Genomic DNA, 26,476 nt, shown 5'->3' on the forward strand with positions numbered 1-26,476 from the left:
TGGCGGCCCTCGCGCGACTGCCACGGCACCTCAGTGGCACCGTAACCACATCCTTTCGCTCAAGGATGCGTCATTTCAGGTCAGAAGTCGGAATCGGGCGATCTTCGCGTAGTGCGGCGAAAAGCTCCCCGGCCCGCCGCCGGTCCCAGACGACCACGTCACCGGCGCCCTGGACCTGCGGTTGTGACGACACCGGTACGGTCACCGCCCGCCCCTCGTCCCCGGCCGCGCCCTTCAGCCCCCGGCCGAGCCGGACCAGGTCGCGTACGCCGGCCTGCCGGTCGGCGGTGAGCGCGTCGAGGGAGGCGGAGAGGAAGGGGCCGGCCCGCCACGGGTCGAGCGCCACCGACGGGCTCGCCGCCTTCTCCGCGACGGCCGAGACCAGCTCCCGCTGGCGCCGCACCCGGCCGAGATCGCCTTCGGGGTCGCTGTACCGCGCCCGTACGTAACTGAGCGCCTGGACGCCGTCCATCTCCTGGCAGCCGGCCGCGAAGTCGGCCCCCGACCGCTCGTCGCGCAGCCCGCCCCCGGGCACGCAGATCCGCACCCCGCCGAGGGCGTCCACCACGTCGACGAAGCCGGGGAAGTCGACCTCCGCGAAGTGGTCCAGCCTGATCCCGGTCGCCTGCTCGACGGTCCGGGTCAGCAGCTTCGGCCCGCCCAGCGCGAAGGCCGAGTTGATCTTCCCCTGCCCGTGCCCGGGGATCGCCACATACGAGTCACGCGGCAGCGAGACCAGCGTCGTCCCGTGGTCGCCCTGGTGGACGATCATCAGGGTGTCGGTGTTGCGCACCTCGTCCGAGCCGACGTGCAGCTCGCGGCGCTGCTCCGGGGTGAGTGTGGCGCGGCTGTCCGAGCCGATGAGCAGCCAGTCGGTGCCCCGACCGGCCTGGGGCCGCCCCGCGTACTCACCGAACGCGTCCGTGGTCCGCACCCGGCCGTCCGCCCAGAAGTACAGCGCCGTCCCCGCCCCGGCCACCACCACGACCAGCGCCACCACCACCCACAGCACCACCCGCGGCCACCGCCGCTTCCGCCCGCGCCAGCGCACCGGCCCGTGCGTCGTCGGCGGGCCCCACCCGCCCGCCTCTCCCGCGTCTGCCTCGCCCGCGCCACTCATGTCGGCATGATCCGGCGGGGCGGGCGGCGGCGCAGGGCGGGCACGGCAGATGGCGTACGGCCACCCGGCCCGCCCGGCGGGTGCTCACTCCTCGTGCAGCGCCCGGAGCAGCCCCATGTTGCTGTTGAGGATGCCGCCGTCCACGGGCAGGGTGACGCCGGTGATCCAGGCGGCGTCCCGCGACGCCAGGAACGCCACGGCCGCCGCGACGTCGTCGGGCCGCCCCACCCGGCCGAGCGGATAGTGCGCCGCGGCCGCCTCCAGCCCCGCCTCGCGCCCGGCCCACGCATCGGTGTCGACCGTCCCGGGCGCGACCAGGTTCACCCGCACCCCGCGCGGCGCGGCATGGCCCGCGAGCGTACGCGTCAGGCTCGCCAGGCCCGCCTTGGCCGCGCTGTAGGCGTGGCCGCCGAAGTCCTGCTCCCCGTTGACCGAGCCGACGCTGACGAGGGCGCCCCGGCCGTCGGGGGCCGCCGCGAGGTGGGGCAGGGCGGCACGGGCGCAGCGGTAGGCACCGGTGAGGGTGATGTCGAGGTCCCGCTCCCAGACCTCGTCGGTGCCGTCCTCGAAGAGCGGGGTGTCCTGCTGGGCGGAGCAGGCGTTGTTCACCAGCACGTCGAGCCCCCCGAACCGCCGCACCGCGTACCCCACGGCCGCCTCGACCGCCGCCCGGTCCCCGACGTCGCAGGCCAGCGCCTCGGCGTCCCGCCCCTCCGCCCGCAGCCGGGCCGCCGCCTCCTCGGCCCGCTCGCCGTCCCGGTCGGACACGAGCACCCGCGCGCCCTCACCGGCCAGCCGCCGCGCGACTGCCTCGCCTATCCCCTGTCCGGCGCCGGTGACCAGGACGCCGTATCCGTCGAATCGCTTCATGGGCTGGGCGTACCCCGCGATCAGCGGCCGAGAACCACGAGCACCGCAGGAACCAGGCGCACGCCTGCCATCGCGCCCGGCCCCCGTCCGCAATCCCGTTTCCCCCACCGCGCCCACCATGGAACGGTGGCCCCATGACCGACTTCGCCACCCCTGAAGACCTCGCCCGCCGCACCTCCGCCGCGGTGGACGCCGCCGTCGGAGCCGGCCGCGACCTCGGCCTCACCGTGACCGACCCGCGGATCCTGCACGACCTCTTCTCGGTCGTCGTCCACCTCGCCCCCTCCCCGGTCGTGGCCCGTGTGCCGGTCGTCCTCCCGCACACCGAGTCCCCCGAGGCCCTCACCCGCCGCCAGGAGCGCGAACTCGACGTCGCCCACTGGCTCGCGGCCCAGGGCGCCCCCGTCATCCCGCCGAGCCCCCTGGTCCCGCGCCGCCCCGTCCGCCGCGACGGCTTCTCGACGACCTTCTGGCAGTACATCGAGGAGGACCGCTCCAAGGCCCCCGACTACGTGGCGAACTCCCGGCTCACCGCCGCCCTCCACACCGCGCTCCGCCCCTACCCGGGCCCGCTCTCCTTCCTCTCCACCGCCGACCCGGAGTACGTCACCGCCTCCCTCACCCTCCTCGCCTCCCGCCCCGACCTCCTCGCCGCGCCGGACCTGGACCGCGCCCAGCGCGAATGGCAGGTCCTGGAGCCCCTCGTCCGCTCCCGAGAAGCCTTCGAGTCCGCCTTCCCGGGCATCGACCTCCAGCCCCTCCACGGCGACTCCCCGCCCGCCAACATCTTCCACAGCACGACCGGCGACCTGTACGCCGACTTCGAACTGGTCACGCTGGGCCCCGTGGAGTGGGACCTGGCCACACTGGGCCCCGAGCACATCGAGGCGTACAACAGGGGCGCGGCGGCGAACGGGGCTCGGCCCCTGGACGAGGGCGTGCTCCGCTTCGTGGACGCGGTGGGGAGGCTGCGGGGGATCACGGCGCTGGCTCTGGCGCCGCAACTGCCGGTACTTGTCGACTATCTGACGCCGGGTGTGGAGGTGTGGCGGGGGATGCCGTTCGCGGGCGGGATGGGCGCCTGAGGAAGTCCGGTGCCTGAAGGCCCGGCCGAAGCCGGGTCTCCAGGCCGCGCGGCGGTTACTTGCGCTTCCACCGCCCGGTCTCGTCGGCCCTCCCGGAGTCGAGCGCCCTCTGCATCTGAGCGCCGGTGGCGTCCTTCGGCGCTTCGAAGGCGACCCGTCCGAGCGCCTTGGCGCCGGGCGCCAGCCGCACGTGCGAGGAGAGCGACGGCCCGGCGGAGATGTCGGCGAGGACGGGCGGGAACATCCGGCCCTCCTCGTCGGCGACCTGCGCCCCGTTGATGTACCACCACCAAGGGAGGCCGGCCGGGGACGGCTGAGGAGCCCCGGCCGGCGTACCCGCGCGGTGCGGCGGCGGGTTACGGGCGGCCGCCGTAGGTGCAGCCCGAACCGCCGGCGAGCTTGGCCCAGTTCATGTACTTGGAGGTCTGGGGGCCGAAGACGCCGTCGGCGGGCAGGCCCTTGGTGCGCTGGACGGTCTTGACCGCGTTGACGGTGGCCTGGCCGTACATGCCGTCGATGGCGAGGCCGGCGCCGAAGCAGCGGTTGAGGGAGGTCTGGAGGTAGCCGACGGCGTTGACCTGCTGGCCGCCGCTGAAGCCGTCGCCGCTGGAGAGGAGGCAGTTGGTGTTGCGGCTGCCGTTGGTGGTGGTCGGCTTGTAGAGGGTGGCCGAGCCCGAGGCGTAGGTCGAGAAGCCCTTGCAGGAAGTGGCGGCCTGGGCGGTGCCCGCCGTGGCCACGACCGCTCCGGCGGCGAGGAGTCCGAGGGTGGACAGGGACGCGGCGATGCGGCGCATGCGCATGGGGTGCTCCTTGTGTTCGGCGATCGGCGGAATCTGTCACCGGGCGGGGCACGGGTGTTGTCGCGCTCCGGCCCCTCGGCCCGGCTCCACCGATGCTCCGGGCGCGGCGGGTCCGGAGTCGAGCGTTCCGGGGCAGTGCGGGACAAGCTGGGTCGTCCCAGACGCCGGCCAGCGGTGACCCCGTCCCACCTGGGACGACCCCGGACCAGGTCCCGACACGGGAACGGCAGAGGCCCCCCGTACGCGAACCAACGCGCGCGGGGGCCTCGGGCCGGGGCTCAGGGGCCCGGGGTCAGAACAGCCCGTCCCACATCTGCTCCAGTACCACCGACCACCAGTTCTCCGGTGAGCCGAGGGCCGCCGGGTCGAGGGCGGCGAGCTGGGCCTGGAAGTCGACCGTCCAGCGGCCCGCCTGCTCCTGGTTGAGGCCGAAGCGCAGGCGCCACATACGGGCCAGCAGGGCCAGGCAGCGGACGAACTCGGGCAGGCCCGTGTTGACGAACTGCGGCGGTACGGGGGCGCCGCCCGGCCCCGCCTCCACCGGCACCGCCACGAGGTGCGCGGTGCCGTACTGGACGCAGAGCGCCTTACCGAAGTCACTGCCCATGACCAGGTACGACCCGGCGTCGGAGGCGGGCTGCACGCCGCGTTCCTGGGCCAGCTCGGCGAGGGTCGGGACGGGCCGGCCGGGCTGGGCCTGGGCCCAGAAGAACGGGCCGAGGTCCAGCGGCAGCCCCGCCCACACCAGGGTGTGGGCGACGACGTCGGGGACGCCCTGCCGGGAGACGGCGTGCTGGTCGAAGCGGAAGACGCCCTGCGGGCCGAGGGCCCCGGCCAGTTCCTGCGCGATGACGTCCGGGCCGACCTGCGGCGCCGGCGGTACCGGCGGCAGCGGCGCGCGGACCGGCGCCGGGCGGGCGGGCCCGTCCGCCACCTGGTGCAGCTCGCCCTGGTGCTCCAGGAGTTGACGCATGCCTTCCTGCCGGGAGGCGTGGTCACGGCCGTACGGGGCGATCGAGGTGATGCGGGCCTGCGGCCAGGTCTCGCGGATCATCCGGGCGCAGTAGGCGCCGGGCAGTTCGCAGGACTCCAGCTCGGTGTGGAGCTCCAGCACCTGCTGCGGCGGTACGCCCATCGCCCGCAGCTCGTGCAGCATCTGCCACTCGGGGTGCGGGGTACCGGGCGCCGAGCGGCGGATGAGCTGCTGCTCGGAACCGTCCTGGGCGCGGTAGCGCAGCACGGCCTGGTAGCCGGGGCCGACGGTGGGCAGGCCGGCGGGCTGCTGGGGGTAGCCGTAACCGGCGCCGGGGCCCGGCGGCGGCGGACCGGGCGGGCCGGGCGGCTGGGGCACGTTGCCGCCCTGGCCCGGACCGGCCAGCATCGTCGCCGCGTGGTGGACGCCGCCGGGAGGCGTACCGGGGGCACGCGGCGCGCCGGGCGGGCCGGGGGGCCGCGGCACGTTCCCGCCCTGGCCCGGACCGGCCAGCATCGTCGCGGCGTGGTGCACCCCGCCCGCGGGCGTACCCGGGACACCGGGCGGAGCCGGAGGCGGCGGCGTACCGGGGGCGCCGGGAGGACCGGGCGGACCGGGCGGCTGAGGCACGTTCCCGCTCTGGCCCGGACCGGCCAGCATCGTCGCGGCGTGGTGCACCCCGCCCGCGGGCGTACCCGGAGCACCGGGCGGAGCCGGAGGCGGCGGCGTACCGGGGGCACCGGCCCCGCCGGACGGGCCCGACGCCGCCGACTCCGGGAGCTGGGCTGCGAGTTGGGTCGGAAGATAGGCCGCGCCGCCGCCTTGCGACTCCTGGCCGCCCGGGGTGCCGGGGACGCCCGGCGGCGGGGGCGGAGGCGGCGGGGTCGCGCCGGTGCTGCGGGGGCCGCGCGGGGCGGCCTGGGCCTTGCTGGTCGCGGCGTCCGCGATGTCCTCGGCGCCGGGCGGGACCGGGCGGCCCGGCTCGGGGGCGGGCGGCGCGGCGGGCGTCGCGGGCGGCTGGGCCGGCGGGGCGGCCGGGGGTGCCTGCGCGGGGACGACGGCGGTGGGCGGCAGGGCGCTGCCGCCGGAGATGAGCGCGGTCTTGGCGTCCGGGGAGACCCCGGGCGGCGGCGTCCGGCCGTCGTCGTCGGCGCCGCTGAGCGGCGGCGCGAAGACGGTGGCGGGCGCGGGCACGGCCCGGCCCTCGTCGGTCTCGGTGGTGTCCGTCCCCGCCCACGGGGTCGCCTCGGCGGCCCCGCCGTCGGCCTGGGCCGCGGCGGGCCAGGGCGTACCGCCACCGGGGGTGCCCCCGGACGGGGCGGGCTCGGCGGGCGGCTGGGGTGCGGCGGGCGGCTGGGGCGCGGCCCCGCTCGTACCCGTACCCCCGCTCGTACCGCCGCCGGGCGTCGAACCGGCATCGGCAACGGAACCCGTACCGGCGCCCTCGCCGGATCCGGTGGTCTCGCCGCGGCGGTCCGGGATGCCCAGCTTGTCCGCGGCCTCCTGGAGCCATTCGGGCGGGCTCAGCAGGAAGGAGGTCTGTTCGAGGTCGACGCGCTGCGGCGGTACGGGCGGCTCGGCGGCCTGTTCGGGGCGGCCGTACTCCTCCTCGTAGCGGCGGATCACCTCGCCGACCGGCAGGCCCGGCCAGAGGGTGGTGTCGCCGCTGTCGCGGGCGATGACCAGGCGCTGGCGGCCGCCGTCGGAGACGGGTCCCCCCTCGCGGTCCTCGGCCCACACCACGAATCCCAGGTCGAATTCGCGGACCTTCACCTCTCGGTGCTGGTAGGCGGGCAGATCGGCGTTGATCCACTCCTCGGCGCGCTCCTGCGCCTGTGCGAAGGTCACCATCGGGCTCACCCCTCCACCGGGACGGCCTGCGCGAAGCCGCCGTCCACCATCAGGTTGGCCACGGTCTCCAGCTCCGGCGGGCTGCCCGCCAGCCGGTCCAGGAACGCGTCGAAGTCGTCACCGCAGGGCAGCAGCAGCCGCTCCACACGGTCCTGCACCGACCAGCCGTCCTGGTCGCGTGCGTCGTCGTAGGCGCAGAACCACACCGAACCGGCGCGCTCGCCGCGCACCTTCACCGCGAGCAGGCCGCCCTGGACGAAGGCGACGCCCAGGTAGTCCTTGGTGAGGTGGTCGCGCAGGCACTTGTTGGCGTAGACGAGGTCGTTGGCGGCGGCCTGGTCGCGCAGGGTCAGGAAGGGCTGGTCGACGAGGAGGCCGAGCTCCGCGTCGAGCGCCACCCCGGCGGGGGCGCAGCCGCCGGCCGCCTTGAGGAAGTCACGGTAGGCGCCCGGCAGGCGGTAACCGAGGTCCTCCTCGGCGGCCAGTATCTGCTGCTCGCTGACGGCCACGCCGCCCTTGGGCAGGGCGAAGTGGGCGGGCCGGGTCTCCTGGAGCGGGCGGGTGCCGCGCTTCTGGTGGTCGACCGAGGTGGTGGCGAGCCCGGCGTGATGCCGCAGCAGCGCCTTGACCTCGACCGGGACCAGCTCCAGGCGGCGGGTGCGCGGGACGTGGTGCCAGGTCCAGCCGTGCGGGGTGGCGACGGCGGGCACCGTCTCCCACAGTTCGTGGCCGTCGGCGGCGAGCGCCGCGTTGGCCGACACGTAGTCCGTCAGGCGCAGTTCGTCCACACCGAACCCCTCGGGCGGGTCGGCGATCTCGGCCGCCGCGCGCGCGAACGGCGAGAAGTCCGGGTAGCCGTCGCCGTCGACGCGCACCCCGGCGGGGTGGCGCTTCGCGCGGACCGGGTCCGGGAAGTGCACGACCTGCCCGGCGTAGGCCGCGTTCGGCGGCGCGGCCTGCTGCCCGAGCCGACCTGTCGTCATGGCGGTTGCCCCCTGCGGCACTGTGTTTGGTTCGCGGACAGCGACAGCCTATGCGGTGGTACCGGGCCGGGTCACCGGCCGCCCGCCCCCGACGCGGGCGGTGGCACGGCCGTCACAGCACCGCCCGCGCCGCCCTCCGGAACCACCCCTGGGTGCGACGCCCGCGCCCCGCCCGGCGGTTGCACCCCCTCCGTACACGCGTCCGCCCCGCCCACCCCTCTTCCCGTACGCGCTTGCGCCCCCGCCCTCCTCCGTGCGACCCACCACGCCCCCGCGTATCCACACCCACCCACCTCCTCGTGAAAGCCGCATCCCGCCCCAACCAGCACCAACACGCCATCCCGGTACGTCCTTTGACCGCGCCCCGGCGCCGCACCCGGAGCGCGCACCGTATCCCCGCACTGCCACAACCTCGCGACACGCACGCCCCAACACGGCCCCAGCTTCGCTCCGGGCCCCCCGATTTGGCAGGCTGGACCCGCAAACCGGGGGCGTGGCACTCGTGGCGGCGACCACGGGCACGGGAGGGACGAGCACGACGATGCGTACCGCTTGGCGCAGTACCGACGACGACACACCCGCAGGCCGGACCGGCGCACCCGGCCCGGCGCCGGGCCGTACCCCGGACACGGAACACTCCGGCGTACGCCCTGGGTACGCCGGACACCTCGGCGCGCTCGCGGCGGGCCCCTCCGCCCGGCCCCGGGAACGGCCCTTCGGCTTCACCGGCCCGGCCGTCCGGCCGACCGCCCGCTTCGGCGGCGGCTCCGGGGACGCGCCGCAGGCACCGACCGGCGGCCCCACCCTCACCCTCACCACCGGCACCGCGACCGAACCGGCCGCCGGCGCCTCCGGCGTCCCCGCCCCGGCCGCCTCGCCGGAGGCGGCGGGCGATCCGCGGGTCGGTTGGAGCAGCACCGCGCCGGTGCCGGTCCTGCGCCACCGGCGGGACGGCATCCTGCCCGCCGTCGCCGCCGCGCTCTCCTGCCGCGGGCTCACCCTGACCGCGACGGCGGGCCGCGCCGACCGGGCCCCCGAGCTGCACCCCCTCGTCGAGGACTTCCTCTCCACGCTCACCAGTGACCGGCGGGAACGGTTCACCGGGCGATGTGCGGAAACGATCCTGATCTCACGCCGCATCGCCGGGGCCGACGAGGCACGCTCCAAGCGCGCCGCCCGCAAGCCGATGACGACGGGCGAGGCGCGCAAGGCGCTCAAGCACGCCAAACTCACCACCCGCCGCATCCGCGAGGACGGCGACCCGCTGCACGGCGCCTTCGCCCCGCCCTGCCGCAGTTGCACCGCGCTCGCGGCGCACTTCGGCGTCCACGTCGTCGACCCCTCCCCGGACCAGAGCTGATGCCGACCGACCGCACCTCCACCACGCGCTTCCCGATCACCGTGGACGCCGCGCTGCGCGCCGCCGGATGGCAGCCGGGCCGCTGGGACATCAAGCAGGCCGAGGTCTGGGCCGACACCCTGCGCGCCCACACGACGCCCGGCGGCCACCAGCACACCGTCTCCCCGGCGGCCGTGGAGTCGTGGGCGGAGTTCGGCGGGCTGCTCATCGCCCCGAAGGGCCCCGGCCGCCAGACCACGCCCAGCACCTTCCGCGTCGACCCGCTGGCCGGTCTCCACATGGCCCGCACCCTCGGCGACCTGGGCCGCGCCCTGGAGACGGAACTCTGCCCACTCGGCGAGGAGACCACCGGCGACGGCACCGCCCCGCAGGCCCTCCTCGCCGTCGACACCGAGGGCCGCGTCTACGCCGTCGACCACACCGGCGACTGGTACCTCGGCCCCGACATCGACGCCGCCCTGACCACCCTGCTGACGGGAACCCCGCCGATACGGCTCACGGTGGGGTGATCCTCCCCGGGGGGCCATGGTGGGGTGGCCTCGGTGGGTGACCGCGGCGGGGCTGAACGGTTGGGCGTGGCTCAGCCAAATTCCAGCCCGGCCGGCGCTTGAGGCCAATCAGTGACCGGCACAATCAGGACGGAGCCCGGGCGCAAACTCAGCCCGTCCGGCGCTTGAGGACATCTCAAAGCCCGTCCGGCGCTTGAGGACATCTCAAAGCCCGTCCGGCGCTTGAGGACACCCCTCGCGCAGGCAAGCGCACCCCCACCCCGAGGCAAGCGGGAATCAGGCGCCCCACCCCGACGGCGCCTAGCTCTCCCGCGAAGGCACCCCCTGCCGCGCAGCCACCCCCGGCTGCGCGGGCAGCACGGCCGACACCCGGAACCCCCCGGCCTCGGTCTCCCCCGAGACGAAGACCCCGCCGAGCGCCTGCACCCGCTCCCGCATCCCGACCAGCCCGTTGCCACCGCTGGGCAGCAGGGCGGTGGCGCCGTCGCGGGCGGGCGGCGGGCCGTTCTCGACCTGCATGGCGACCTCCTCGCCCCGGTGGGCGAGGCGCACCACGGCGCCGGCACCCGCGGCGTGCTTGTGGACGTTGGTCAGAGCCTCCTGCACCACCCGGTACGCCGTCTGCTCGACCTCCGGCGCGTACGCCCGCTCCTCACCCTGCACCGACAGCTCGACGCTCATCCCGGCGGCCCGGGACTGGCCCAGCAGCTCGTCCAGCTCGGCCAGGGACGGGCCGTCCTCGGCGGCGCCCGCGCGGGTGGCTGCGGCGGCCGCGGCCACGCCGACCGCGGCCAGTGGCACCGCCGCGCGCACCGAGCCGCCGAGCGCCTCCCCGGCGCGCAGCACGCCGAGCATCTCGCGCAGCTCGGTGAGGGCCTGGCGGCCCATGTCGCCGACGAGCGCGGCGTTCTTCACCGCCTTCTGCGGGTCCTTGAGCGCGACCGCCTGCACGGCCGCGGCGTGCACCACCATCAGGCTGACCCGGTGGGCCACCACGTCGTGCATCTCGCGGGCGATCCGGGTCCGCTCCTCGCCGCGCGCCCAGTCGGCCCGCTCCTCGGCCCGCTCGGCCAGCAGCTGCAACTCGGTCTCCAGGCTGTCCGCCCGGTCCCTGAGGCTCTCCATCAGGCGGCGCCGTGCCCCCACGTACAGGCCGAGCAGCACGGGCGGCACGGTCATCGCCACCGAGGCCAGCACGGACATGAGCGGGACGACCCAGGAGTCGATGCGGGTACCGGCCATGTCGCCGCCGACGTCCTGGTGGGTCCGCATCAGCGTGACGATCAGGGTGGCGGCCAGCGCCATCCCCGTGGTGACCCCGATGATCCGGCGCGGCACCTGCGAGGCGGCCAGCGTGTAGAGGCCGACCGTCGCCAGCAGGAAGCCCATCTCCGCCGGGGTGACCGCGATCGCGACCAGCACCACCGCCACCGGCCACCGCCGCCGCACCACCAGCACCGACCCGGCGACGAGGCCGAGCAGCACCCCGAGCCCCGCCGGAAGCCCGGCGCCCTCGGCGAACGACACCCCCTCGACACCGCATTCCAGGGCCGACACCAGGGCCAGCCCCACGTCCAGCACGGCGCTTCGCCGCCGCTCCCACCACCACGGCCCCCCGGCCGCGCGGTGCTCTTCCCCCGTCGTGGTCATACGCACCAGCGTACGGGTGCGGCCTGCGACAATTCCGGCGAGTGCCGCGTCCCGCGCCCCACCTGCGCCACCCCGGCCCCCGGCGGCACCCGGCCCACGCGACGGGCCTCGACCGCCCCCCGTACCCGTACGAGCCGCCGGACCCGGGCGGATCGTCGCGCCGAGGCCGGAGGTTGGGGCATAGTGGTGTCGCGCGCGGGGGACCGATCATGGATGGGGTCCTCGCGCGGGCGTACCGTCCCGGGTCGTCTAATGGCAGGACAAATGGTTTTGGTCCATTGAATGAGGGTTCGATTCCTTCCCCGGGAGCACGTCGGCTCCTCTCCGGAGCACCCAGCGGGTCCCGGCCGTACGCGGCCGGGACCCGCTGCGCGTTCCGGGGCGCCCGGGCCGTCCGCGGCCTCCCCGGTATCCTGCGGGTGACCATCACCCGAAGCCGAAGGGCACATCCGTGAGCGCCATCCGCCCGGCAGCCGTCATCGTCCTCGCAGCGGGTGAGGGCACCCGTATGAAGTCGGCCACTCCCAAGGTCCTGCACGAGATCTCCGGCCGTTCCCTGGTGGGCCACGTCCTCACCGCCGCCGGCGAGCTGGACCCGCGCGAGCTGGTCGTCGTCGTCGGCCACGCCCGCGAGCGGGTCACCGCCCACCTCGCCGAGGCCCACCCCGGCGTCCGCACCGCCCACCAGCGCGAGCAGAACGGCACCGGCCACGCCGTCCGCACCGCCCTCGCCGAGCTGGGCGGCTCGGTCGACGGCACCGTGGTCGTCGTCTGCGGCGACACCCCGCTGCTGACCGGCGAGACGCTGGCCGCGCTGGCCGAGGGCCACGCCACCGACAAGAACGCCGTCACCGTGCTGACCGCCGAGGTCCCCGACGCGACCGGGTACGGCCGCATCGTCCGCGACGCCGACGGCGCGGTCACCGCGATCGTCGAGCACAAGGACGCCACCGCCGAGCAGCTCGCCGTACGCGAGATCAACTCCGGTGTCTTCGCCTTCGACGGCCGCCTGCTCGCCGAGGCGCTGGCCGCCGTCCGCACCGACAACAGCCAGGGCGAGGAGTACCTCACCGACGTCCTCGGCATCCTGCGCGGTGCCGGGCACCGGGTGGGTGCCTCGGTCGCCGCGGACCACCGCGAGATCGCCGGGATCAACAACCGCGTCCAGCTCGCCGCCGCCCGTCGCGTCCTCAACGACCGTCTGCTGGAGCGCGCCATGCTCGCCGGCGTCACCGTGGTCGACCCGGCCTCCACCTGGATCGACGCGACGGTCACTTTCGGCCAGGACGCCGTGATCCACCCGTCCACCCAGCTGCTGGGCGCCACCCACGTCGGCGGCGGCGCCGAGGTCGGCCCGAACAGCCGGCTGACCGACACCGCGGTCGGCGAGGGCGCCCGCGTCGACAACACGGTCGCCCTCCAGGCGGAGATCGGCCCGGAGGCGGGCGTCGGCCCGTTCGCCTACCTGCGGCCCGGCACGCGACTGGGCCGCGCCGCCAAGGCCGGTACGTACGTGGAGATGAAGAACGCCACGATCGGCGAGGGCACCAAGGTCCCGCACCTGAGCTACGTGGGCGACGCCACCATCGGCGACCACAGCAACATCGGCGCCGCCAGCGTCTTCGTCAACTACGACGGCGTGAACAAGCACCACACCACCATCGGCAGCCACTGCCGCACCGGATCGGACAACATGTTTGTGGCACCGGTCACCCTCGGGGACGGTGTCTACACCGCCGCCGGGTCGGTGATCACCAAGGACGTGCCGTCCGGTGCTCTCGCCGTAGCCCGGGGCCAGCAAAGGAATATCGACGGTTGGGTGGCCCGCAAGCGCCCGGGAAGCGCCGCCGCGAAGGCCGCGGAGACCAGCACGGAGGAGGCCTCGGCCGAAAGCTGACCGGAAACGGCTGCGCCGGACTCGGCGTACCGTGATAGATGCACGCGATTTGGCTGGCTCGCTGTTCCAAGGTCTGGCACGTCAGGGGTGTCCGAACCGGGGCGGGTGCAGCGGCGGAAGATTTCGTCTGAGGAGACAAGTGCTGTGACCGGGATCAAGACGACCGGCGAGAAGAAGCTGATGCTCTTCTCCGGCCGCGCCCACCCCGAGCTTGCCGAGGAGGTCGCCCACCAGCTGGGCGTCGGTCTCGTACCGACCAAGGCATTCGATTTCGCCAACGGTGAGATTTACGTGCGGTTCCAGGAGTCGGCGCGCGGCGCGGACTGCTTCCTGATGCAGAGCCACACCGCCCCGATCAACAAGTGGATCATGGAACAGCTGATCATGATCGACGCTCTGAAGCGGGCCTCCGCCCGGAGCATCACCGTGATCGTCCCGTTCTACGGCTACGCCCGCCAGGACAAGAAGCACCGCGGCCGCGAGCCCATCTCGGCCCGCCTCGTCGCGGACCTGCTGAAGACGGCGGGTGCCGACCGCATCCTCACCGTCGACCTGCACACCGACCAGATCCAGGGCTTCTTCAACGGCCCGGTCGACCACCTCTTCGCCCTCCCCATCCTCGCGGACTACGTGGGCGCCAAGGTCGACCGCTCCAAGCTCACCATCGTCTCCCCCGACGCCGGCCGCGTCCGCGTGGCCGACCGCTGGTGCGACCGTCTCGGCGCCCCGCTGGCCATCGTCCACAAGCGGCGCGACAAGGACGTGGCCAACCAGGTCACGGTCCACGAGGTCGTCGGTGACGTCGAGGGCCGCGTCTGCGTCCTGGTCGACGACATGATCGACACCGGCGGCACCATCTGCGCCGCCGCCGACGCCCTCTACGCCCACGGCGCCGAGGACGTCATCGTCACCGCCACCCACGGCGTCCTCTCCGGCCCCGCCGCCGACCGCCTGAAGAACTCCAAGGTCAGCGAGTTCGTCCTCACCAACACCCTCCCCACCCCCAACGAACTGGAACTGGACAAGATCACCGTCCTCTCCATCGCCCCCCTGATCGCCCGAGCCGTCCGCGAGGTCTTCGAGGACGGCTCGGTGACGAGCCTGTTCGAGGAGGAGTAACCCCTCCTCACGCGGAGGCGGCGGCACACCCCCGGACCACGGGAGACCCCCGCAAAAACGCTTCGGCACCGACAGTTCACCCGTAAGGCCCGACACCTCCCCAGGTGTCGGGCCTTACGTATACGTCAACCGCACCGGCATCCCATGGGAGTACCTGCCGCACGACTTCCCGCCGTACAAGACCGTCTAACGGCACCGAATTACCTGGGTCACTCGCTCAGAGAGCGGTGATCCAACCCGGCCTCACAAACCCACAGGTATTTTCTCTGCCGCTCTGCAATTGGTTCCCCGCCGGCCCCCAGTCAGCGATTGACCGCCTGAATCTCCTGTACAAACACATCCTGCGTAGCACCGAACTCCCCATCGGGAAGGTCACCGCCGGCCCCGTCGCTGCCGGTCCAGGTGACCTTCCAGGTGAGTGTGGCCTGGAGCGGGAACGTGGCGTTGCCCGAGGAGCGTTGGTACTGCACGCCGCAGGGCGGTGTTCTGTCGGCCTTGCCCTTCGCGTAGGGCTCGCCGATGCGGCCGTCGGTGATCTCGCACGTGCCGGAGGGCGGGTAGGTCACGGCGTCCGGCGTACCCGGCTCGATCTTCAGCGAGACCGGCTCGGCGGTCGCGGTCGCCTCGATGCCGAGTGCCGGGACGGAGGCGGTGACGGAGACGGGCTTGAAGGCGGCGCCGTCCAGCCAGGTCCAGGTCGGCAGGTTGACCTTGGTGGTCTCCGCGGGGGCCAAGGTCACTTCGGTGCCGGGGACTCGGACCTCGGCGTAGGCGAGTTGGGCGAGGATCTCGGGTGTGACGGCGTTCTGCATCGCGGCGGGCGGGGCGTCGCCCGTGTCCACCCAGAAGGGTCCGTCGTCGCAGGCGTCCCAGCCAGGCGGATAGGTGTCGTCGACGTACGAGTCCCACCAGTAGCCCTTGCCGGACTTGTGCTTGTTGAAGCCCTTCTCCTCGTCGGCGGCGTTGTACTTCTTCCGCTGTGCCGCGTCCCACTCGTATCCCGTGGACTCGGCCTGCCAGATCGGCTCCAGGTACTTCTGCAGCTGTTCCGGGGTGTACTTCGGGGCGTACCAGCAGGCGGGCGGTGACCAGGAGGTCGTGGACGTCAGGGCGCCGGTCGAGTCGCCGCCGCCGTTCTTGGAACGGTCGTAGACGACGCCTCCAGCGGTGACGGACACGGTGTCTCCGTCGACGCCTGCGTCGGTGCTCGTGTCCGCCCCGCCGTCCGTGCCGCCGAATCCCTTGTCGGCGTAGGCGGGGCCGGAGGCGGCCAGGAAGGTGATCGCCAGAGCTGATACGACGAACGGACCGCCTCGCCGCATCACGGCTGGCACTTCGCGCTCCCCCTGCTCGAGTCCAGACGTTCGGTGACCCAGATGCCGTCCTTGTTCTTGCGCAGAGTGCTGGCGTAGAGGACGTAACTGTTCTTCGTCGCCGATGTGGCGTCCGTCTTGCCGGTCTCCAGGAACTTGTTGGACGCCTTGCTCTGGTCCTCGCAGTACACGAGGGCAGCGGTGCCGTCGTCCTCGACCGTCACGCTCTCGCCGTAGAAACGAGTCAGGCCGGTCGTGCGGGCCTTGTGGTCGATGAATTCCTGGATGTACTTCTGGCTTCCCGCCGCGGCCGTGCCCTCGGAGTAGAACGTGTACGCCCCATGGAGGGGGTCCTGTTCCGCGATGGCCATGTCCACGGCCCTGATCCGCTGCTCGGCGTCACTCAGCACGGCGTCCTTGTCCGGATCGCCGGTCCTCCCCCACTCGAACTTGTACGTGACATCCGACGGCACTTCGATCTTCGGGCGGTCGGCGGTCGCCGAGGCCGACGCAGTCGGCGGAGCCGACGTCTCACCGCCGACGTCCGAACCTGCGACCTTGTCGTTTCCCTCGGAACCGCTGTCGCCACCTCCGCAGGCGGTGAGCAGTAGGGCTGCGGACGCGATGAGTGCGGCCGTCGCGAGCCGGGCTGGGCGGTTCACTGCTGGACTCCCGTCGGATGGGGGCAACTTGAGCGGGCCAACGCTATCGAGGTGCATTGAGGGGCGCCAGGTTTCTTGGCGTCGAGTCCATCTCACCCGCCTCACAACTGCCCCTTGGCCTCCCGCACCAGCCCAGCTATCCCGTCCCGAGTCCGCACCCGGCCCTCATCCAGTTCCTCCCTGGTCCCCGCCTTGTGCAGCTCGGAGACCTCGTCCAGCAGACGGGAGCCCTCCCGACCCAGCCTCTCGTCCGCCGTGAGCATCTGCAGACGGAACAGCGACTCCCGAGCGCGGGTGCGCAGGTCGTAGCTGCGGATGCGGACCTCGTCCGGGTCCTCCGGGGGCGGGGCCTCGTGGAGGCAGAACCAGAGGTGGACCAGGCAGCGGCGGTAGTCGACGAGGGCGCCGGCGAAGGTGACGTAGGCGTCGAGGCGTTCCTGGCGGAGCTTCTCGTCACGGGTGAAGCGGTGGCCGCGTTCGACGGTGCCGCGCTGGATGGCGAGGGTGGCGACGGAGCCAAGTAGCATGCCCAGGACGGCTATCGCGCTGGCGATGACGGATTCCACCCCGGTACTGGATCACCGTCGCGGCCGCTTGTCGCCGGTGCGGGCTCCGGTCGGCCCGATCATGGTGCCGGTTGATCGATTTCCGCCGCTTCCCCGCCCCCGGGTAGACTCCCCCACGTTGCTCGGCGAGGGACGCCAGCCCGGTTCTTCCGGCTCGTGGTCCGTTATCGACGCGCTCTTCGTAGCAGGCCGGTCGTGTCAGTCGTGGCCGAGTGACGACCACCGTCCGTACCGCTATACGAGGAGTGCACATGTCCGAGGTGAAGATCTCCGCGGAGACCCGTTCCGAGTTCGGCAAGGGTGCTGCCCGCCGGATCCGTCGTGAGTCCAAGGTTCCCGGTGTGGTCTACGGCCACGGCGCCGAGCCCGCGCACGTCGTTCTGCCCGGTCACGAGCTGATGATGGCGCTCAAGACGTCCAACGTCCTGATCGCGCTGGACGTCGCCGGCAAGACCGAGCTGGTCATCCCCAAGGCTGTTCAGCGTGACCCGCTGAAGGGCTTCCTGGTCCACATCGACCTGCTCACCGTCAAGCGCGGCGAGACCGTCTCGGTCGAGATCCCGGTCGTGGCCGAGGGGGACCTGGCCCCCGGTGCCAACCTGCTGGAGCACGTCCTCTCCGCCCTGCCGGTCGAGGCCGAGGCCACCAACATCCCCGAGGCGCTGACCGTCTCCATCGCCGGTCTGGACGCGGGCGACTCCGTCCTCGCCAAGGACATCAAGCTCCCCAAGGGTGTCTCCCTGGGCGTCGAGGACGACACCATCGTCCTCCAGATCCTGGCCGCGCAGGCCGAGGAGGCGGCCGAGGGCGCCGAGGAGGGCGCCGAGGCCTGACCGGTCCCGGCTCCGCAGTAACCCGCAGCACCGCACCGCCGTCCCGCGCGCGCCTCGCGCCGGGACGGCGGTTCGCTGTACGGCTCCCCTTTCCCCTCCCCCCGCTCCGAGGAGAACGTCAGTGTCGGACGACAGCCCCTGGCTCGTGGTGGGCCTCGGCAACCCCGGCCCCGAGTACGCGGCCAACCGCCACAACGTCGGCTTCATGGTCGCCGACCTGCTCGCCTCGCGGGCGGGCGGGAAGTTCAAGGCGCACAAGGCCCGCGCCCAGGTGCTGGAGGCGCGGATCGGCGCGCCCGGCCCGGGCAGCAGGCGGATCGTGCTGGCGAAGCCGCAGTCGTACATGAACCTCTCCGGCGGGCCGGTGACCGCGCTGCGGGACTTCTACAAGGTGCCCACCGGGCGGATCGTCGCCATCCACGACGAGCTGGACATCGACTACGGCGCGCTACGCCTGAAGCTCGGCGGCGGCGACAACGGGCACAACGGCCTCAAGTCCATGACCAAGTCGCTCGGCCCCGACTACCACCGGGTGCGGTTCGGCATCGGGCGGCCGCCCGGGCGCATGCAGGTCGCCGACTTCGTGCTGAAGGACTTCTCGTCGACGGAGCGCAAGGAGCTGGACTACTTCGTCGATCGTGCCGCCGACTCCGTGGAGGCGTTGGTCGTGGCCGGGCTGGAGCGGGCGCAGAGCGCCTTCAACTCGTAGCCGCGGGCGCGGGGGCCCTGTCCCGTACCTCCCCGGTCGTCACCGAACGTCCACGGGGACGAAGGTTGGCCGGAAGATTGACCGGCCCGGGGGCTACGGCCCAGTATCCCGCCATGCCCTCGTCAGCCTCGGCCCCGTCCTCGAAGAAGCCCCGGCGCAGCCGCGCCCGCCGCGCCGGGGAGAGCGCCTACGGGCTGCTGCTGCTCGGCGGGCGGGCCCTGATGGGCGTCCTCGCCCTGCTGCTGCTGGTCGCGGGGGCGTGGGCGTCGTGGCCCGCCGCCCAGCACGTGATGTTCCCGCAGAGCCGTGAGCACGGCACGATGACCGTCGAGCGGTGCGGCGAGGAGCGGTGCACGGGCCCGTTCGCGCCGGTCTCGGACAACGCCGTGCAGCGGAGCAAGGTCACCATCGAGCACTCGGTCGCCGCGGATGAGGGCGCCGAGCTGCCCGTCGTCGTCAAGCCCGGCACCGCCGAGGTCGTCCGCGGCGAATTCCCCGGCCTGCTCCACGCCTGGGTCCCACTCGGCGGCGCCCTGCTGCTGGCGGCCGTGGTCGTCGCCGGGGGCATGCGGATGCGCCGGACGGCGTGGGGGCTGGCGGGAGCGGGTGCGCTGCTGCTGACGGGGGCTTTCCTGTTGCTGTGAGGGGTCCTGCTCACATGCGGTCGATCACCGTGAGATCGAGTGAGACGGGGAAGGGCACGTCGGTCTTGAGCGTGTCGTGGAACGTCCCGATCGGCACGTAGCTGTGGGTGACGGGTTCCCGTTCATAGGTGCGGACCACGGGCAGCCCGCTGCGGGGGTCCTGGTCGACGAGCCAGAAGTGGGGAATGCCCGCGCGGGCGTACTTGATGGGCTTGGTCTGCGTGTCGCGTGCCAAGGAGTCCGGAGAGACCACCTCCACCGCGAGAAGTACGTCAGCCGCGTCGAAGCGGGTCAGTCCGGGCCCGGTGACGGCCTCCGCCCGGACCACGCAAAGGTCGGGTTCCGGGGCGCTGCGGCGGTCGAGGACGACCGTCATCTCGCGTCGCACCCGGAGGCTGGGCGGCGCTTCCTGGCGTAGCCCGGCCACCAGCAGGTCGATCACGACGCTGTGGAACTCCCGCCGCGGACTCACGAAAACCAGGCTCCCGTCGATCAGCTCGGTGTGCGGCGGGAGGTCCGGCAGCGTCAGCAGGTCGTCCACGGTGTACCCGTCCTGCGGGGGCACCGGCCAGTGGTGTTGCACGGACTCGGCGGTCATGGTTCCTCCCATGGACGGCAGTCAAGCAACCGTTCCCCACCGTAACCGGGCTCATGCGGCATCGTCATCACAACGGGTGACCGGCAATGCCGGCGGCGCCCGCCCCCGCCCGTAGAGGGAGGGGACGGGCGCCGCCGTACGTCGCGCGCCGGGTGTCGGCCGGTGTCGGCCGGCGGGTGTCAGCCGGTGTTGCGCAGCCCCGCAGCCACGCCGTTCACCGTGAGGAGAAGGGCGCGGGCGAGGAGCGGGTCGGGCTCCTCGCCGCGTTCGGTGGCGGCGCGCTGGCGGGCGAGGAGGGAGACCTGGAGGTAGGAGATCGGGTCCAGGTAGGCGTCGCGGATGGCGAAGGTCTGCTGGAGGACCGGGTTGCTGTCCAGGAGCTCCTCGCCGCCGGTGACGCGGAGGATCTCGGCGACGGTGAGCGCGTGTTCGGCCTCGATGGCGTCGAAGACGTGGCGCAGCTCGTCGGGGACGAGGGTGTCGACGTAGTGGCGGGCGATCCGCAGGTCGGTCTTGGCCAGCGTCATCTCGACGTTGGAGACGAAGTTGCTGAAGAAGTGCCAGTGCTCGTGCATCTCGGCGAGGACGCCGTCGAGCCCGGCCTCGCGCAGCGCCTTCAGGCCGGAGCCGACGCCGAACCAGCCGGGGACGATCTGCCGCGACTGCGTCCAGCCGAAGACCCACGGGATGGCCCGCAGCCCGTCGAGCGAGACGCCCGAGCCGGGGCGGCGCGAGGGACGCGAGCCGAGGTGCAGCTCGGCGAGCTGGTCCACCGGCGTCGACGCGAGGAAGTACGAGGGCAGGTCCGGGTCCTCGACGAGCTTGCGGTAGGCGACGTGGGCCGCTTCGCTCACCACGTCCATGGCGGCGTCCCAGCGGGCCAGCGCCTCGACCGACTGGCGGGGCGCGGTGTGCAGGGCGGAGGCCTGGAGGGTGGCCGCGACGGTCAGCTCCAGGTTCTCCCTGGCCAGGGAGGGGACGAGGTACTTGTCGGAGATGACCTCGCCCTGCTCGGTCACCTTGATCTCGCCCTCCAGGGTGCCCCAGGGCTGGGCGAGGATCGCGTCGTGCGAGGGGCCGCCGCCGCGGCCGACGGTGCCGCCGCGGCCGTGGAAGAGCCGCAGCCGTACGCCGTACCGGTGGGCGACGTCGCGCAGGCGGCGCTGGGCGCGGTGGATCTCCCACTGGGAGGTGGTGATGCCGCCGAACTTCGAGGAGTCGGAGTAACCGAGCATGACCTCCTGGACGTCGCCGCGGAGTGAGACGAGCAGGCGGTACGAGGGGTCGGCGAGCATCTCGTCGAGGATCACGTCGGCGGCGCGCAGCTCGTCGGTGGTCTCCAGGAGCGGCACGATGCCGATCTTGGCCCATCCGGCGTGCAGGTCGATCAGTCCGGCCTCGCGGGCGAGGACGGCGGCGGCGAAGACGTCGTCGGCGCCCTGGCACATCGAGATGATGTACGACTCCACGACCTCGGGTCCGAAGACGGCGAGCGCCCGCTTGACGGTGTGGAAGACGCCGAGGGTCTTCTCGCCGGCGGCGTCGAGCGGGGCCGGGCTCGGGGCGAGCGGCCTGCGGGAGCGGAGTTCCTTGGCGAGCAGCCGGGTGCGGTAGTCGCGCGGCATGTCGGCGTACCGCCAGGACTCCTCGCCGAGCCGGTCGAAGAGCTGGCCGAGGGCGTGGTGGTGGGCGTCGGCGTGTTCGCGGACGTCCATGGTGGCGAGCTGGAGGCCGAAGGCGGCCAGGGTGCGGATGGTGCGGTTCATCCGGCCGTCGGCGAAGAGGCCGCCGCGGTGCTCGCGCAGCGAGGTCTGGATGAGGGTGAGGTCGGTGAGGAGTTCGGCGGTGCCGAGGTAGTCGCGGCCGGGCTGGTGGGTGGTGCCCTGGGCGAGCCGCTCCTTGGTGTTCTCCAGCTTCTGGCGGATGCAGGTGGCCTTGAGCCGGTAGGGCTCCTCGGCGTTGAGCCGCTTGTAGCGGGGGCTGATCTCGGGGAGGTGGTCGAGGTCGGCCTGGAGGGAGGCGAGGAGTTCCTCGGTGGCCCCGGTGTAGCGGATGGAGTTGGAGAGGAAGCCGCGCAGCTCGTCGACGACTTCGAGGGCGTCGTTGATGCCGTGCTCGTGCTGGAGGATCAGCACGTCCCAGGTGACCTGCGGGGTGACGTTCGGGTTGCCGTCGCGGTCGCCGCCGATCCAGGTGCCGAAGGTCAGCGGGCGGCTTTCGGCGGGCAGCTCGACGCCGACCCGGGCCAGCTCCGCGGTGAGGTCCTCCAGGACGTCGCCGACGGCGCCGGTGTGCAGTTCGTCCAGGTAGTAGACGGCGTTGCGGGCCTCGTCGGCGGGCTCGGGGCGGACCACGCGGAGTTCGTCGGTCTGCCAGACGAGGTCGATGTTCTCGGCGAGCCGGGTGTCGTGGCGGCGCCGGTCGGCCTCGATGACCGGGGTCTCCAGCAGCTCGGCGACGCGGCGGAGCTTGCCCAGGACCGAGCGGCGGGCGGCCTCGGTGGGGTGCGCGGTGAAGACGGGGCGCACGTTGAGGTGCTGGACGGTCTCCCGCAGGTGCTCGGGGTCGGCGTCCTTGAGCCGGTCGGCGGTGCGGGCCAGCAGTCCGCCCTCCTCGGCGCGGCGGGCGCGCAGCTCGCGGCCGCGGTGGACCTGCTCGGTGACGTTGGCGAGGTGGAAGTAGGTGGAGAAGGCGCGGACCAGCTTGGCCGCGATCTCCAGTTCGAGGCCGCCGAGAAGGTCGGCGGCGGCTTCCCCGTCCGTACGGGTCAAGGCGCGGACGCGCTCGACGAGGTCGAGGAGTTCGTGCCCCTCCTGGCGTACCAGGGCCTCGCCCAGCAGATCACCCAGCCGGCGGATGTCGGCGCGGAGTTCCGGGCTGGTGGTGCGGGCGGGCTCAGGGGTCTCGGTGGGCCCAGGGCGGCCGGTGTCGCTGGTCGTGGTGGCCTGGGCGTCGGCACTGCTCACAGGTGCGGCTCCTTGCAGTGTGTCGAGCACGTTCTGGAGGTGGCGGACCGCGCTGTCCGACGCGTCTAAGGATAGGTCGGCGGGGCAGGCGACAGGAGACACCCCCACCCGGGGCCTCTTGCCGAAGGGCCGGTCACTGCCATACTTACGTCACCGTAGGTTACGGAACCGTAGGTGGCCGATGCCCTCCTCTTTCCCGGTTCCTCGGCCACCGACCGCATTCCCTCAACCCTCTGGGGCGCCCATGACCTCGACCTCCGAAGTGATCGACGACGACCAGCGGACCTCACCACCGGATTCCGGTGCGGCGCCGTCCGCCACGCTGGGTGGCGAGCGGAAGGGGTCGGTCGAGCAGATCACCCTTCTCCTCTTCATCGTCGTGCCGTTCCTGGCGCTGCTGGCGGCGGTGCCGCTGGCGTGGGGCTGGGGGGTGAGCTGGCTGGATCTCGGGCTGATGGTCTTCTTCTACTTCCTGGGGTGCCACGGCATCACCATCGGCTTCCACCGGTACTTCACCCACGGCTCGTTCAAGGCGAAGCGGCCGCTGCGGATCGCGCTGGCCGTCGCCGGGTCGATGGCGGTGGAGGGCCCGCTGGTGCGGTGGGTGGCCGACCACCGCAAGCACCACCGCTTCTCCGACGCGGAGGGCGACCCGCACAGCCCGTGGCGGTACGGCGAGACGGTGCCGGCCCTGCTGAAGGGCCTGTGGTGGGCGCACATGGCGTGGATGTTCGACGAGGAGCAGACGCCGCAGGAGAAGTACGCGCCGGACCTGATCAAGGACCCGGCGATCCGCCGGATCTCGCGGCAGTTCGTGCTGTGGACGATCGTGTCGCTGGGGCTGCCGCCGCTGATCGGCGGTCTGGTGACGATGTCGTGGTGGGGCGCGTTCACCGCGTTCTTCTGGGCCTCCCTCGTCCGGGTGGCGCTGCTGCACCACGTGACGTGGTCGATCAACTCGATCTGCCACGCGGTCGGCAAGCGCCCCTTCAAGTCCCGGGACCGCTCGGGCAACGTCTGGTGGCTGGCCGTGCTCTCCTGCGGCGAGTCGTGGCACAACCTGCACCACGCCGACCCGACCTCGGCCCGGCACGGGGTGCAGCGCGGCCAGATCGACTCCTCGGCGCGGATCATCCGCTGGTGCGAGCAGCTGGGCTGGGCGTACGACGTGCGGTGGCCCTCGGCGTCGCGCATCGAGTCCCGCCGTAAGCAGAAGACCGCCGACCCGGCATGATGGAGGGCGTGGCGACCGACTCCAGCACCAGTAACAGCGGTGAGAAACCGCGCCGGACCCGGCGGACCCGGATGACGGGGGCCGAGCGGCGCGAGCAGTTGCTGGACATCGGTCGCACGCTGTTCGCCGCCAAGGGCTTCGAGGGCACGTCGGTGGAGGAGATCGCGGCGAAGGCCGGGGTCTCCAAGCCGGTGGTCTACGAGCACTTCGGCGGCAAGGAGGGGCTGTACGCGGTCGTGGTCGACCGGGAGATGCGCCAGTTGCTGGACATGGTGACCAGCGCGCTCACCGCGGGCCACCCGCGCGAGCTCCTGGAGCAGGCGGCCTTCGCCCTGCTCGACTACATCGACTCCTACACCGACGGCTTCCGCATCCTGGTCCGGGATTCGCCCGTGGCCCAGTCGACGGGCACCTTCGCCTCGCTCATCAGCGACATCGCCACGCAGGTCGAGGACATCCTCGGCACCGAGTTCAAGAACCGCGGCTTCGACGCGAAGCTGGCGCCGCTGTACGCGCAGGCGCTGGTGGGGATGGTGGCGCTGACCGGCCAGTGGTGGCTGGACGCCCGGAAGCCCAAGAAGGCCGAGGTGGCCGCCCATCTGGTCAACCTGGCCTGGCACGGGCTGGATGCGATGGAGCAGAAGCCCCGGCTGATAGGGCACCGGAAGAACTGAGGCGTACGGGACGAAGGCGGGCGGGCACCCACGGTGTCCGCCCGCCTTCTCGTACCTCCCCGCGTCTTACGCCTCGGGGTCGGGCTCCAGGAACTCCAGGCGGTTGCCGGCCGGGTCGTGGGCGTAGAAGCGGCGGTGACCCGGGAGGTTGTCGTCCCAGGTGACCCCGACGCCGTGGGAGGCGAGGCGGGCGGCGAAGGCGTCGATGCCGGTGACGCGCAGGCCGGGGTGGGCCTTGGGCGAGGGCTGGTGGCCGGGGTCGACGCCCAGGTGGAGCTGGACCTCACCGGAGGCGAACCAGCAGCCGCCTCTGGCGGCGAGCACCGGCGGCTTGGGGATCTCGGCCATGCCGAGCGCGTCGGCGTAGAAGCGGCGCAGGGTGTCCTCGGTGCCCGGGAGTGCGGAGAGCTGGACGTGGTCGACGGCGGCGAGCATCAGGGGGCCTCCAGGGGCAGCGTGGTGACGGCGAAGACGCGGCGGAAGGGGAACGGCGTGGTGCCGTCCCCGGCGACCGGGTACGCCTGGCGGAGCAGGTCGCGGTAGGCGTCGGTGAAGGCGGTACGGGCGGCCGGGTCGCCGGCGAGGGCGTCGAGGACGGGTCGCAGGCCGGTGCCGGTCACCCAGTCGAGGACGGCGTCCGGGCCGGTGAGCGGGTGCAGGTAAGTGGTCTCCCACAGGTCGGTCGTACGGCCGGAACCGGCGAGGTACGGCAGGTATCCGGCGGGGTCGAGGACGGCGTCGGCGCCGCGCAGGACGCCCTCCAGCCGCTCGCGCCACGGCCCCTCGCTCGCGGCGAGGCGGCGCATCAGGGCGTGGCTGGGCGCGTCGAAGTTGCCCGGGACCTGGAAGGCGAGGCTGCCGCCGGGTGCGAGGGCGGCGGTCCAGGCGGCGAGGCGGTGCTGGTGGCCGGGGACCCACTGGAGGGCGGCGTTGGAGGCGATGACGTCGTACGGCTCGTCCGGCGTCCAGGTGCGCAGGTCGGCGTGGGCGAAGTCGGCCCCGGTGTCCGCGAGGTCGGTGCGGGCGCGGGCCAGCATGGCGTAGGAGTGGTCGTAGCCGGTGATGCGGGCGTCGGGCCAGCGCGCGGTGAGCAGGCGGGTGGAGTTGCCGGGGCCGCAGCCGAGGTCGGCGACGCGCAGCGGGCGGCCCGCGGGGCGGGGCGGCTCGGGGACGCGGGCGAGGAGATCCGCGAAGGCGCGGGTGCGGTGGTCGGCGTGGCGCAGGTACTGGGCGGGGTCCCAGGTGGGCATGGGGTCCCTCCTCGGGGATGGGGTGCCGGGCGCCCCGATGGAGCGGGGAGGTGGGCTCTCCCCCGGGGCGTGCCCATCCTCACTCCATGCATATCTTGACGTCAAGAGACTTCACGTCGACAGACCTACTACACTGATCCGCATGGAGGACGAGGTCGATCGACTGGTCGCAGCGTGGCGCCGGGAGCGCCCGGACCTCGACGTGGAGCCGCTGGAAGTGCTGAGCCGCGTCAGCAGGCTGGCGCGCCATCTCGACCGGGCCCGGCGGATCGCCTTCGCCGAGCATCAGCTGGAGCCCTGGGAGTTCGACGTGCTGACCGCGCTGCGCCGGTCCGGCTGCCCCTACCAGCTCTCCCCCGGGCAGCTTCTCACCCAGACCCTGGTCACCTCCGGCACCATGACCAACCGGATCGACCGGCTCGCCAAGAAGGGGTTGGTCGAGCGGTTGCCCGATCCCAGTGACCGGCGGGGAGTGCTCGTTCGTCTCACCGACGAGGGGTGCGATCGGGCCGACCGGTCGTTGGCCGGGCTGCTGGCGCAGGAGCGGGCCATCCTGGCGGAGCTGGCGCCGGCGCAGCGGGCCGAGCTGGCGGGGCTGCTGCGGGCCCTCACGGCGCCCTTCGACAACATCCCGGGGTGAGGGCTCCGCCCGGGGGCTCAAGCAGGGGTCCGCGCGGTCTCTTGGGTGGGCGCCGCTCGCCCGTGCCCGTCACAGATCGGCCTCAAGCGCCGGCCGGGCTAGGAGGTGGCTGAGCGCCGCTCGCCCGTGCCCGTCACCGATCGGCCTCAAGCGCCGGCCAGGCTAGGAGG

At 73.1% G+C, this 26,476-nt stretch carries 25 protein-coding genes and 1 tRNA gene; 12 read left to right on the forward strand and 14 right to left on the reverse strand.

All coding sequences use genetic code 11. The features are described from left to right. Positions 1-70: 70 nt before the first annotated feature. Both ACFWMZ_RS05590 and ACFWMZ_RS05595 read right to left on the reverse strand, forming a co-directional pair. On the reverse strand, positions 71-1,015 hold the full coding sequence (locus tag ACFWMZ_RS05590; RefSeq protein WP_383175965.1) for an LCP family protein: 945 nt from the start codon (positions 1,013-1,015) through the stop codon (positions 71-73). A 189-nt stretch (positions 1,016-1,204) separates the two neighbouring features. Continuing rightward, positions 1,205-1,990: an SDR family NAD(P)-dependent oxidoreductase gene (locus ACFWMZ_RS05595; protein WP_383175844.1), complete on the reverse strand. Its 786-nt coding sequence runs from the start codon at positions 1,988-1,990 to the stop codon at positions 1,205-1,207. 134 nt (positions 1,991-2,124) lie between these two features. Between ACFWMZ_RS05595 and ACFWMZ_RS05600 the strand changes: the two genes are divergently transcribed. Beyond that, positions 2,125-3,075, forward strand: a complete 951-nt coding sequence (locus tag ACFWMZ_RS05600; RefSeq protein ID WP_383175841.1) for a phosphotransferase family protein — start codon at positions 2,125-2,127, stop codon at positions 3,073-3,075. Positions 3,076-3,130: 55 nt separating this feature from the next. Here ACFWMZ_RS05600 and ACFWMZ_RS05605 read toward each other — a convergent pair whose 3' ends face one another. From ACFWMZ_RS05605 to ACFWMZ_RS05620, 4 genes are all read right to left on the reverse strand, one after another. Continuing rightward, complete coding sequence (locus tag ACFWMZ_RS05605; protein ID WP_383175838.1) at positions 3,131-3,319, reverse strand: hypothetical protein; 189 nt, start codon at positions 3,317-3,319, stop codon at positions 3,131-3,133. Positions 3,320-3,431: 112 nt separating this feature from the next. Next, complete coding sequence (locus ACFWMZ_RS05610; RefSeq protein ID WP_383175835.1) at positions 3,432-3,875, reverse strand: peptidoglycan-binding protein; 444 nt, start codon at positions 3,873-3,875, stop codon at positions 3,432-3,434. A 292-nt stretch (positions 3,876-4,167) separates the two neighbouring features. Beyond that, on the reverse strand, positions 4,168-6,699 hold the full coding sequence (locus tag ACFWMZ_RS05615; protein ID WP_383199660.1) for an SUKH-4 family immunity protein: 2,532 nt from the start codon (positions 6,697-6,699) through the stop codon (positions 4,168-4,170). A 5-nt stretch (positions 6,700-6,704) separates the two neighbouring features. After that, entirely contained in the window at positions 6,705-7,682 is a 978-nt protein-coding gene (locus tag ACFWMZ_RS05620; RefSeq protein WP_383199662.1) for an SMI1/KNR4 family protein, read from the reverse strand. A 541-nt stretch (positions 7,683-8,223) separates the two neighbouring features. Here ACFWMZ_RS05620 and ACFWMZ_RS05625 point away from each other — a divergent pair. Next, positions 8,224-9,042, forward strand: a complete 819-nt coding sequence (locus ACFWMZ_RS05625) for a YwqJ-related putative deaminase (RefSeq protein ID WP_383175827.1) — start codon at positions 8,224-8,226, stop codon at positions 9,040-9,042. Continuing rightward, on the forward strand, positions 9,042-9,551 hold the full coding sequence (locus ACFWMZ_RS05630; protein WP_383175823.1) for an SUKH-3 domain-containing protein: 510 nt from the start codon (positions 9,042-9,044) through the stop codon (positions 9,549-9,551). The genes ACFWMZ_RS05625 and ACFWMZ_RS05630 overlap by 1 nt, the downstream gene beginning before the upstream one ends. 300 nt (positions 9,552-9,851) lie before the next feature. Here ACFWMZ_RS05630 and ACFWMZ_RS05635 read toward each other — a convergent pair whose 3' ends face one another. Beyond that, the gene (locus ACFWMZ_RS05635) at positions 9,852-11,201 is read right to left on the reverse strand and encodes a sensor histidine kinase (protein WP_383175820.1); all 1,350 of its coding nucleotides are present in this window, start codon (positions 11,199-11,201) and stop codon (positions 9,852-9,854) included. Between the two features lie 238 nt (positions 11,202-11,439). Between ACFWMZ_RS05635 and ACFWMZ_RS05640 the strand changes: the two genes are divergently transcribed. The 3 genes from ACFWMZ_RS05640 (at position 11,440) to ACFWMZ_RS05650 (ending at position 14,217) form a co-directional block, all read left to right on the forward strand. Next, positions 11,440-11,510: transfer RNA gene (locus tag ACFWMZ_RS05640), tRNA-Gln, on the forward strand. 142 nt (positions 11,511-11,652) lie between these two features. Further along, the gene (glmU, locus tag ACFWMZ_RS05645; protein ID WP_383175817.1) at positions 11,653-13,098 is read left to right on the forward strand and encodes a bifunctional UDP-N-acetylglucosamine diphosphorylase/glucosamine-1-phosphate N-acetyltransferase GlmU; all 1,446 of its coding nucleotides are present in this window, start codon (positions 11,653-11,655) and stop codon (positions 13,096-13,098) included. 144 nt (positions 13,099-13,242) lie between these two features. Beyond that, positions 13,243-14,217, forward strand: coding sequence for a ribose-phosphate diphosphokinase (locus ACFWMZ_RS05650; protein WP_383175814.1), 975 nt, complete (start codon positions 13,243-13,245; stop codon positions 14,215-14,217). A gap of 302 nt (positions 14,218-14,519) precedes the next feature. On the opposite strand, the gene ACFWMZ_RS05655 is transcribed toward ACFWMZ_RS05650, so the two are convergent. The 3 genes from ACFWMZ_RS05655 to ACFWMZ_RS05665 all read right to left on the reverse strand — a co-directional run bounded on the left by ACFWMZ_RS05655 (position 14,520) and on the right by ACFWMZ_RS05665 (position 16,758). After that, on the reverse strand, positions 14,520-15,551 hold the full coding sequence (locus tag ACFWMZ_RS05655; protein ID WP_383175811.1) for a hypothetical protein: 1,032 nt from the start codon (positions 15,549-15,551) through the stop codon (positions 14,520-14,522). Then, positions 15,539-16,003, reverse strand: coding sequence for a hypothetical protein (locus tag ACFWMZ_RS05660; RefSeq protein WP_383199664.1), 465 nt, complete (start codon positions 16,001-16,003; stop codon positions 15,539-15,541). The genes ACFWMZ_RS05655 and ACFWMZ_RS05660 overlap by 13 nt, the downstream gene beginning before the upstream one ends. 290 nt (positions 16,004-16,293) lie before the next feature. Further along, positions 16,294-16,758: a hypothetical protein gene (locus tag ACFWMZ_RS05665; protein ID WP_383199666.1), complete on the reverse strand. Its 465-nt coding sequence runs from the start codon at positions 16,756-16,758 to the stop codon at positions 16,294-16,296. Between the two features lie 251 nt (positions 16,759-17,009). Between ACFWMZ_RS05665 and ACFWMZ_RS05670 the strand changes: the two genes are divergently transcribed. The 3 genes from ACFWMZ_RS05670 to ACFWMZ_RS05680 all read left to right on the forward strand — a co-directional run bounded on the left by ACFWMZ_RS05670 (position 17,010) and on the right by ACFWMZ_RS05680 (position 18,944). Continuing rightward, positions 17,010-17,591: a 50S ribosomal protein L25/general stress protein Ctc gene (locus ACFWMZ_RS05670; RefSeq protein WP_383175803.1), complete on the forward strand. Its 582-nt coding sequence runs from the start codon at positions 17,010-17,012 to the stop codon at positions 17,589-17,591. Between the two features lie 121 nt (positions 17,592-17,712). Continuing rightward, positions 17,713-18,300: an aminoacyl-tRNA hydrolase gene (pth, locus tag ACFWMZ_RS05675; RefSeq protein ID WP_383175800.1), complete on the forward strand. Its 588-nt coding sequence runs from the start codon at positions 17,713-17,715 to the stop codon at positions 18,298-18,300. Between the two features lie 113 nt (positions 18,301-18,413). Beyond that, positions 18,414-18,944, forward strand: coding sequence for a hypothetical protein (locus ACFWMZ_RS05680; protein WP_383175797.1), 531 nt, complete (start codon positions 18,414-18,416; stop codon positions 18,942-18,944). Between the two features lie 10 nt (positions 18,945-18,954). Here the strand turns inward: ACFWMZ_RS05680 and ACFWMZ_RS05685 are convergent, their stop codons facing one another. After that, positions 18,955-19,542 carry a Uma2 family endonuclease gene (locus ACFWMZ_RS05685; protein ID WP_383175794.1) on the reverse strand — a complete coding sequence of 196 codons (588 nt, stop codon included), beginning with the start codon at positions 19,540-19,542 and terminating at the stop codon, positions 18,955-18,957. Positions 19,543-19,721: 179 nt separating this feature from the next. After that, positions 19,722-22,400, reverse strand: a complete 2,679-nt coding sequence (ppc, locus tag ACFWMZ_RS05690; protein ID WP_383175963.1) for a phosphoenolpyruvate carboxylase — start codon at positions 22,398-22,400, stop codon at positions 19,722-19,724. Positions 22,401-22,752: 352 nt separating this feature from the next. Here ppc and ACFWMZ_RS05695 point away from each other — a divergent pair, with 352 nt between their 5' ends. Continuing rightward, a complete protein-coding gene (locus tag ACFWMZ_RS05695; RefSeq protein WP_383175791.1) occupies positions 22,753-23,742 on the forward strand; it encodes an acyl-CoA desaturase in 990 nt (329 codons plus the stop codon). After that, positions 23,739-24,416, forward strand: coding sequence for a TetR family transcriptional regulator (locus ACFWMZ_RS05700; protein ID WP_383175788.1), 678 nt, complete (start codon positions 23,739-23,741; stop codon positions 24,414-24,416). The genes ACFWMZ_RS05695 and ACFWMZ_RS05700 overlap by 4 nt, the downstream gene beginning before the upstream one ends. 66 nt (positions 24,417-24,482) lie before the next feature. Here ACFWMZ_RS05700 and ACFWMZ_RS05705 read toward each other — a convergent pair whose 3' ends face one another. Together ACFWMZ_RS05705 and ACFWMZ_RS05710 are read right to left on the reverse strand one after the other, a co-directional pair. Further along, entirely contained in the window at positions 24,483-24,851 is a 369-nt protein-coding gene (locus tag ACFWMZ_RS05705) for a VOC family protein (RefSeq protein ID WP_383175786.1), read from the reverse strand. Further along, positions 24,851-25,666 carry a trans-aconitate 2-methyltransferase gene (locus tag ACFWMZ_RS05710; RefSeq protein WP_383175783.1) on the reverse strand — a complete coding sequence of 272 codons (816 nt, stop codon included), beginning with the start codon at positions 25,664-25,666 and terminating at the stop codon, positions 24,851-24,853. Before ACFWMZ_RS05710 ends, ACFWMZ_RS05705 begins: the two co-directional genes overlap by 1 nt. Positions 25,667-25,808: 142 nt before the next feature. Between ACFWMZ_RS05710 and ACFWMZ_RS05715 the strand changes: the two genes are divergently transcribed. After that, entirely contained in the window at positions 25,809-26,306 is a 498-nt protein-coding gene (locus tag ACFWMZ_RS05715; RefSeq protein ID WP_383175780.1) for a MarR family winged helix-turn-helix transcriptional regulator, read from the forward strand. Positions 26,307-26,476: the final 170 nt, after the last annotated feature.

Source organism: Streptomyces sp. NPDC058373 (assembly GCF_042723275.1).
Classification (GTDB): Bacteria; Actinomycetota; Actinomycetes; order Streptomycetales; family Streptomycetaceae; genus Streptomyces.

Coding starts and splice junctions, on each gene's coding strand:
- ACFWMZ_RS05595 (WP_383175844.1), bottom strand. CDS start 1,990: ATGAAGCGATTCGACGGATACGGCGTCCTGGTCACCGGCGCCGGACAG.
- ACFWMZ_RS05680 (WP_383175797.1), top strand. CDS start 18,414: ATGCCCTCGTCAGCCTCGGCCCCGTCCTCGAAGAAGCCCCGGCGCAGC.
- ACFWMZ_RS05695 (WP_383175791.1), top strand. CDS start 22,753: ATGACCTCGACCTCCGAAGTGATCGACGACGACCAGCGGACCTCACCA.
- ACFWMZ_RS05685 (WP_383175794.1), bottom strand. CDS start 19,542: ATGACCGCCGAGTCCGTGCAACACCACTGGCCGGTGCCCCCGCAGGAC.
- ACFWMZ_RS05700 (WP_383175788.1), top strand. CDS start 23,739: ATGATGGAGGGCGTGGCGACCGACTCCAGCACCAGTAACAGCGGTGAG.
- ACFWMZ_RS05605 (WP_383175838.1), bottom strand. CDS start 3,319: ATGTTCCCGCCCGTCCTCGCCGACATCTCCGCCGGGCCGTCGCTCTCC.
- ACFWMZ_RS05715 (WP_383175780.1), top strand. CDS start 25,809: ATGGAGGACGAGGTCGATCGACTGGTCGCAGCGTGGCGCCGGGAGCGC.
- ACFWMZ_RS05635 (WP_383175820.1), bottom strand. CDS start 11,201: ATGACCACGACGGGGGAAGAGCACCGCGCGGCCGGGGGGCCGTGGTGG.
- ACFWMZ_RS05670 (WP_383175803.1), top strand. CDS start 17,010: ATGTCCGAGGTGAAGATCTCCGCGGAGACCCGTTCCGAGTTCGGCAAG.
- ACFWMZ_RS05610 (WP_383175835.1), bottom strand. CDS start 3,875: ATGCGCATGCGCCGCATCGCCGCGTCCCTGTCCACCCTCGGACTCCTC.
- ACFWMZ_RS05710 (WP_383175783.1), bottom strand. CDS start 25,666: ATGCCCACCTGGGACCCCGCCCAGTACCTGCGCCACGCCGACCACCGC.
- ACFWMZ_RS05620 (WP_383199662.1), bottom strand. CDS start 7,682: ATGACGACAGGTCGGCTCGGGCAGCAGGCCGCGCCGCCGAACGCGGCC.
- ACFWMZ_RS05615 (WP_383199660.1), bottom strand. CDS start 6,699: ATGGTGACCTTCGCACAGGCGCAGGAGCGCGCCGAGGAGTGGATCAAC.
- ACFWMZ_RS05600 (WP_383175841.1), top strand. CDS start 2,125: ATGACCGACTTCGCCACCCCTGAAGACCTCGCCCGCCGCACCTCCGCC.
- ACFWMZ_RS05625 (WP_383175827.1), top strand. CDS start 8,224: ATGCGTACCGCTTGGCGCAGTACCGACGACGACACACCCGCAGGCCGG.
- ACFWMZ_RS05630 (WP_383175823.1), top strand. CDS start 9,042: ATGCCGACCGACCGCACCTCCACCACGCGCTTCCCGATCACCGTGGAC.
- ACFWMZ_RS05705 (WP_383175786.1), bottom strand. CDS start 24,851: ATGCTCGCCGCCGTCGACCACGTCCAGCTCTCCGCACTCCCGGGCACC.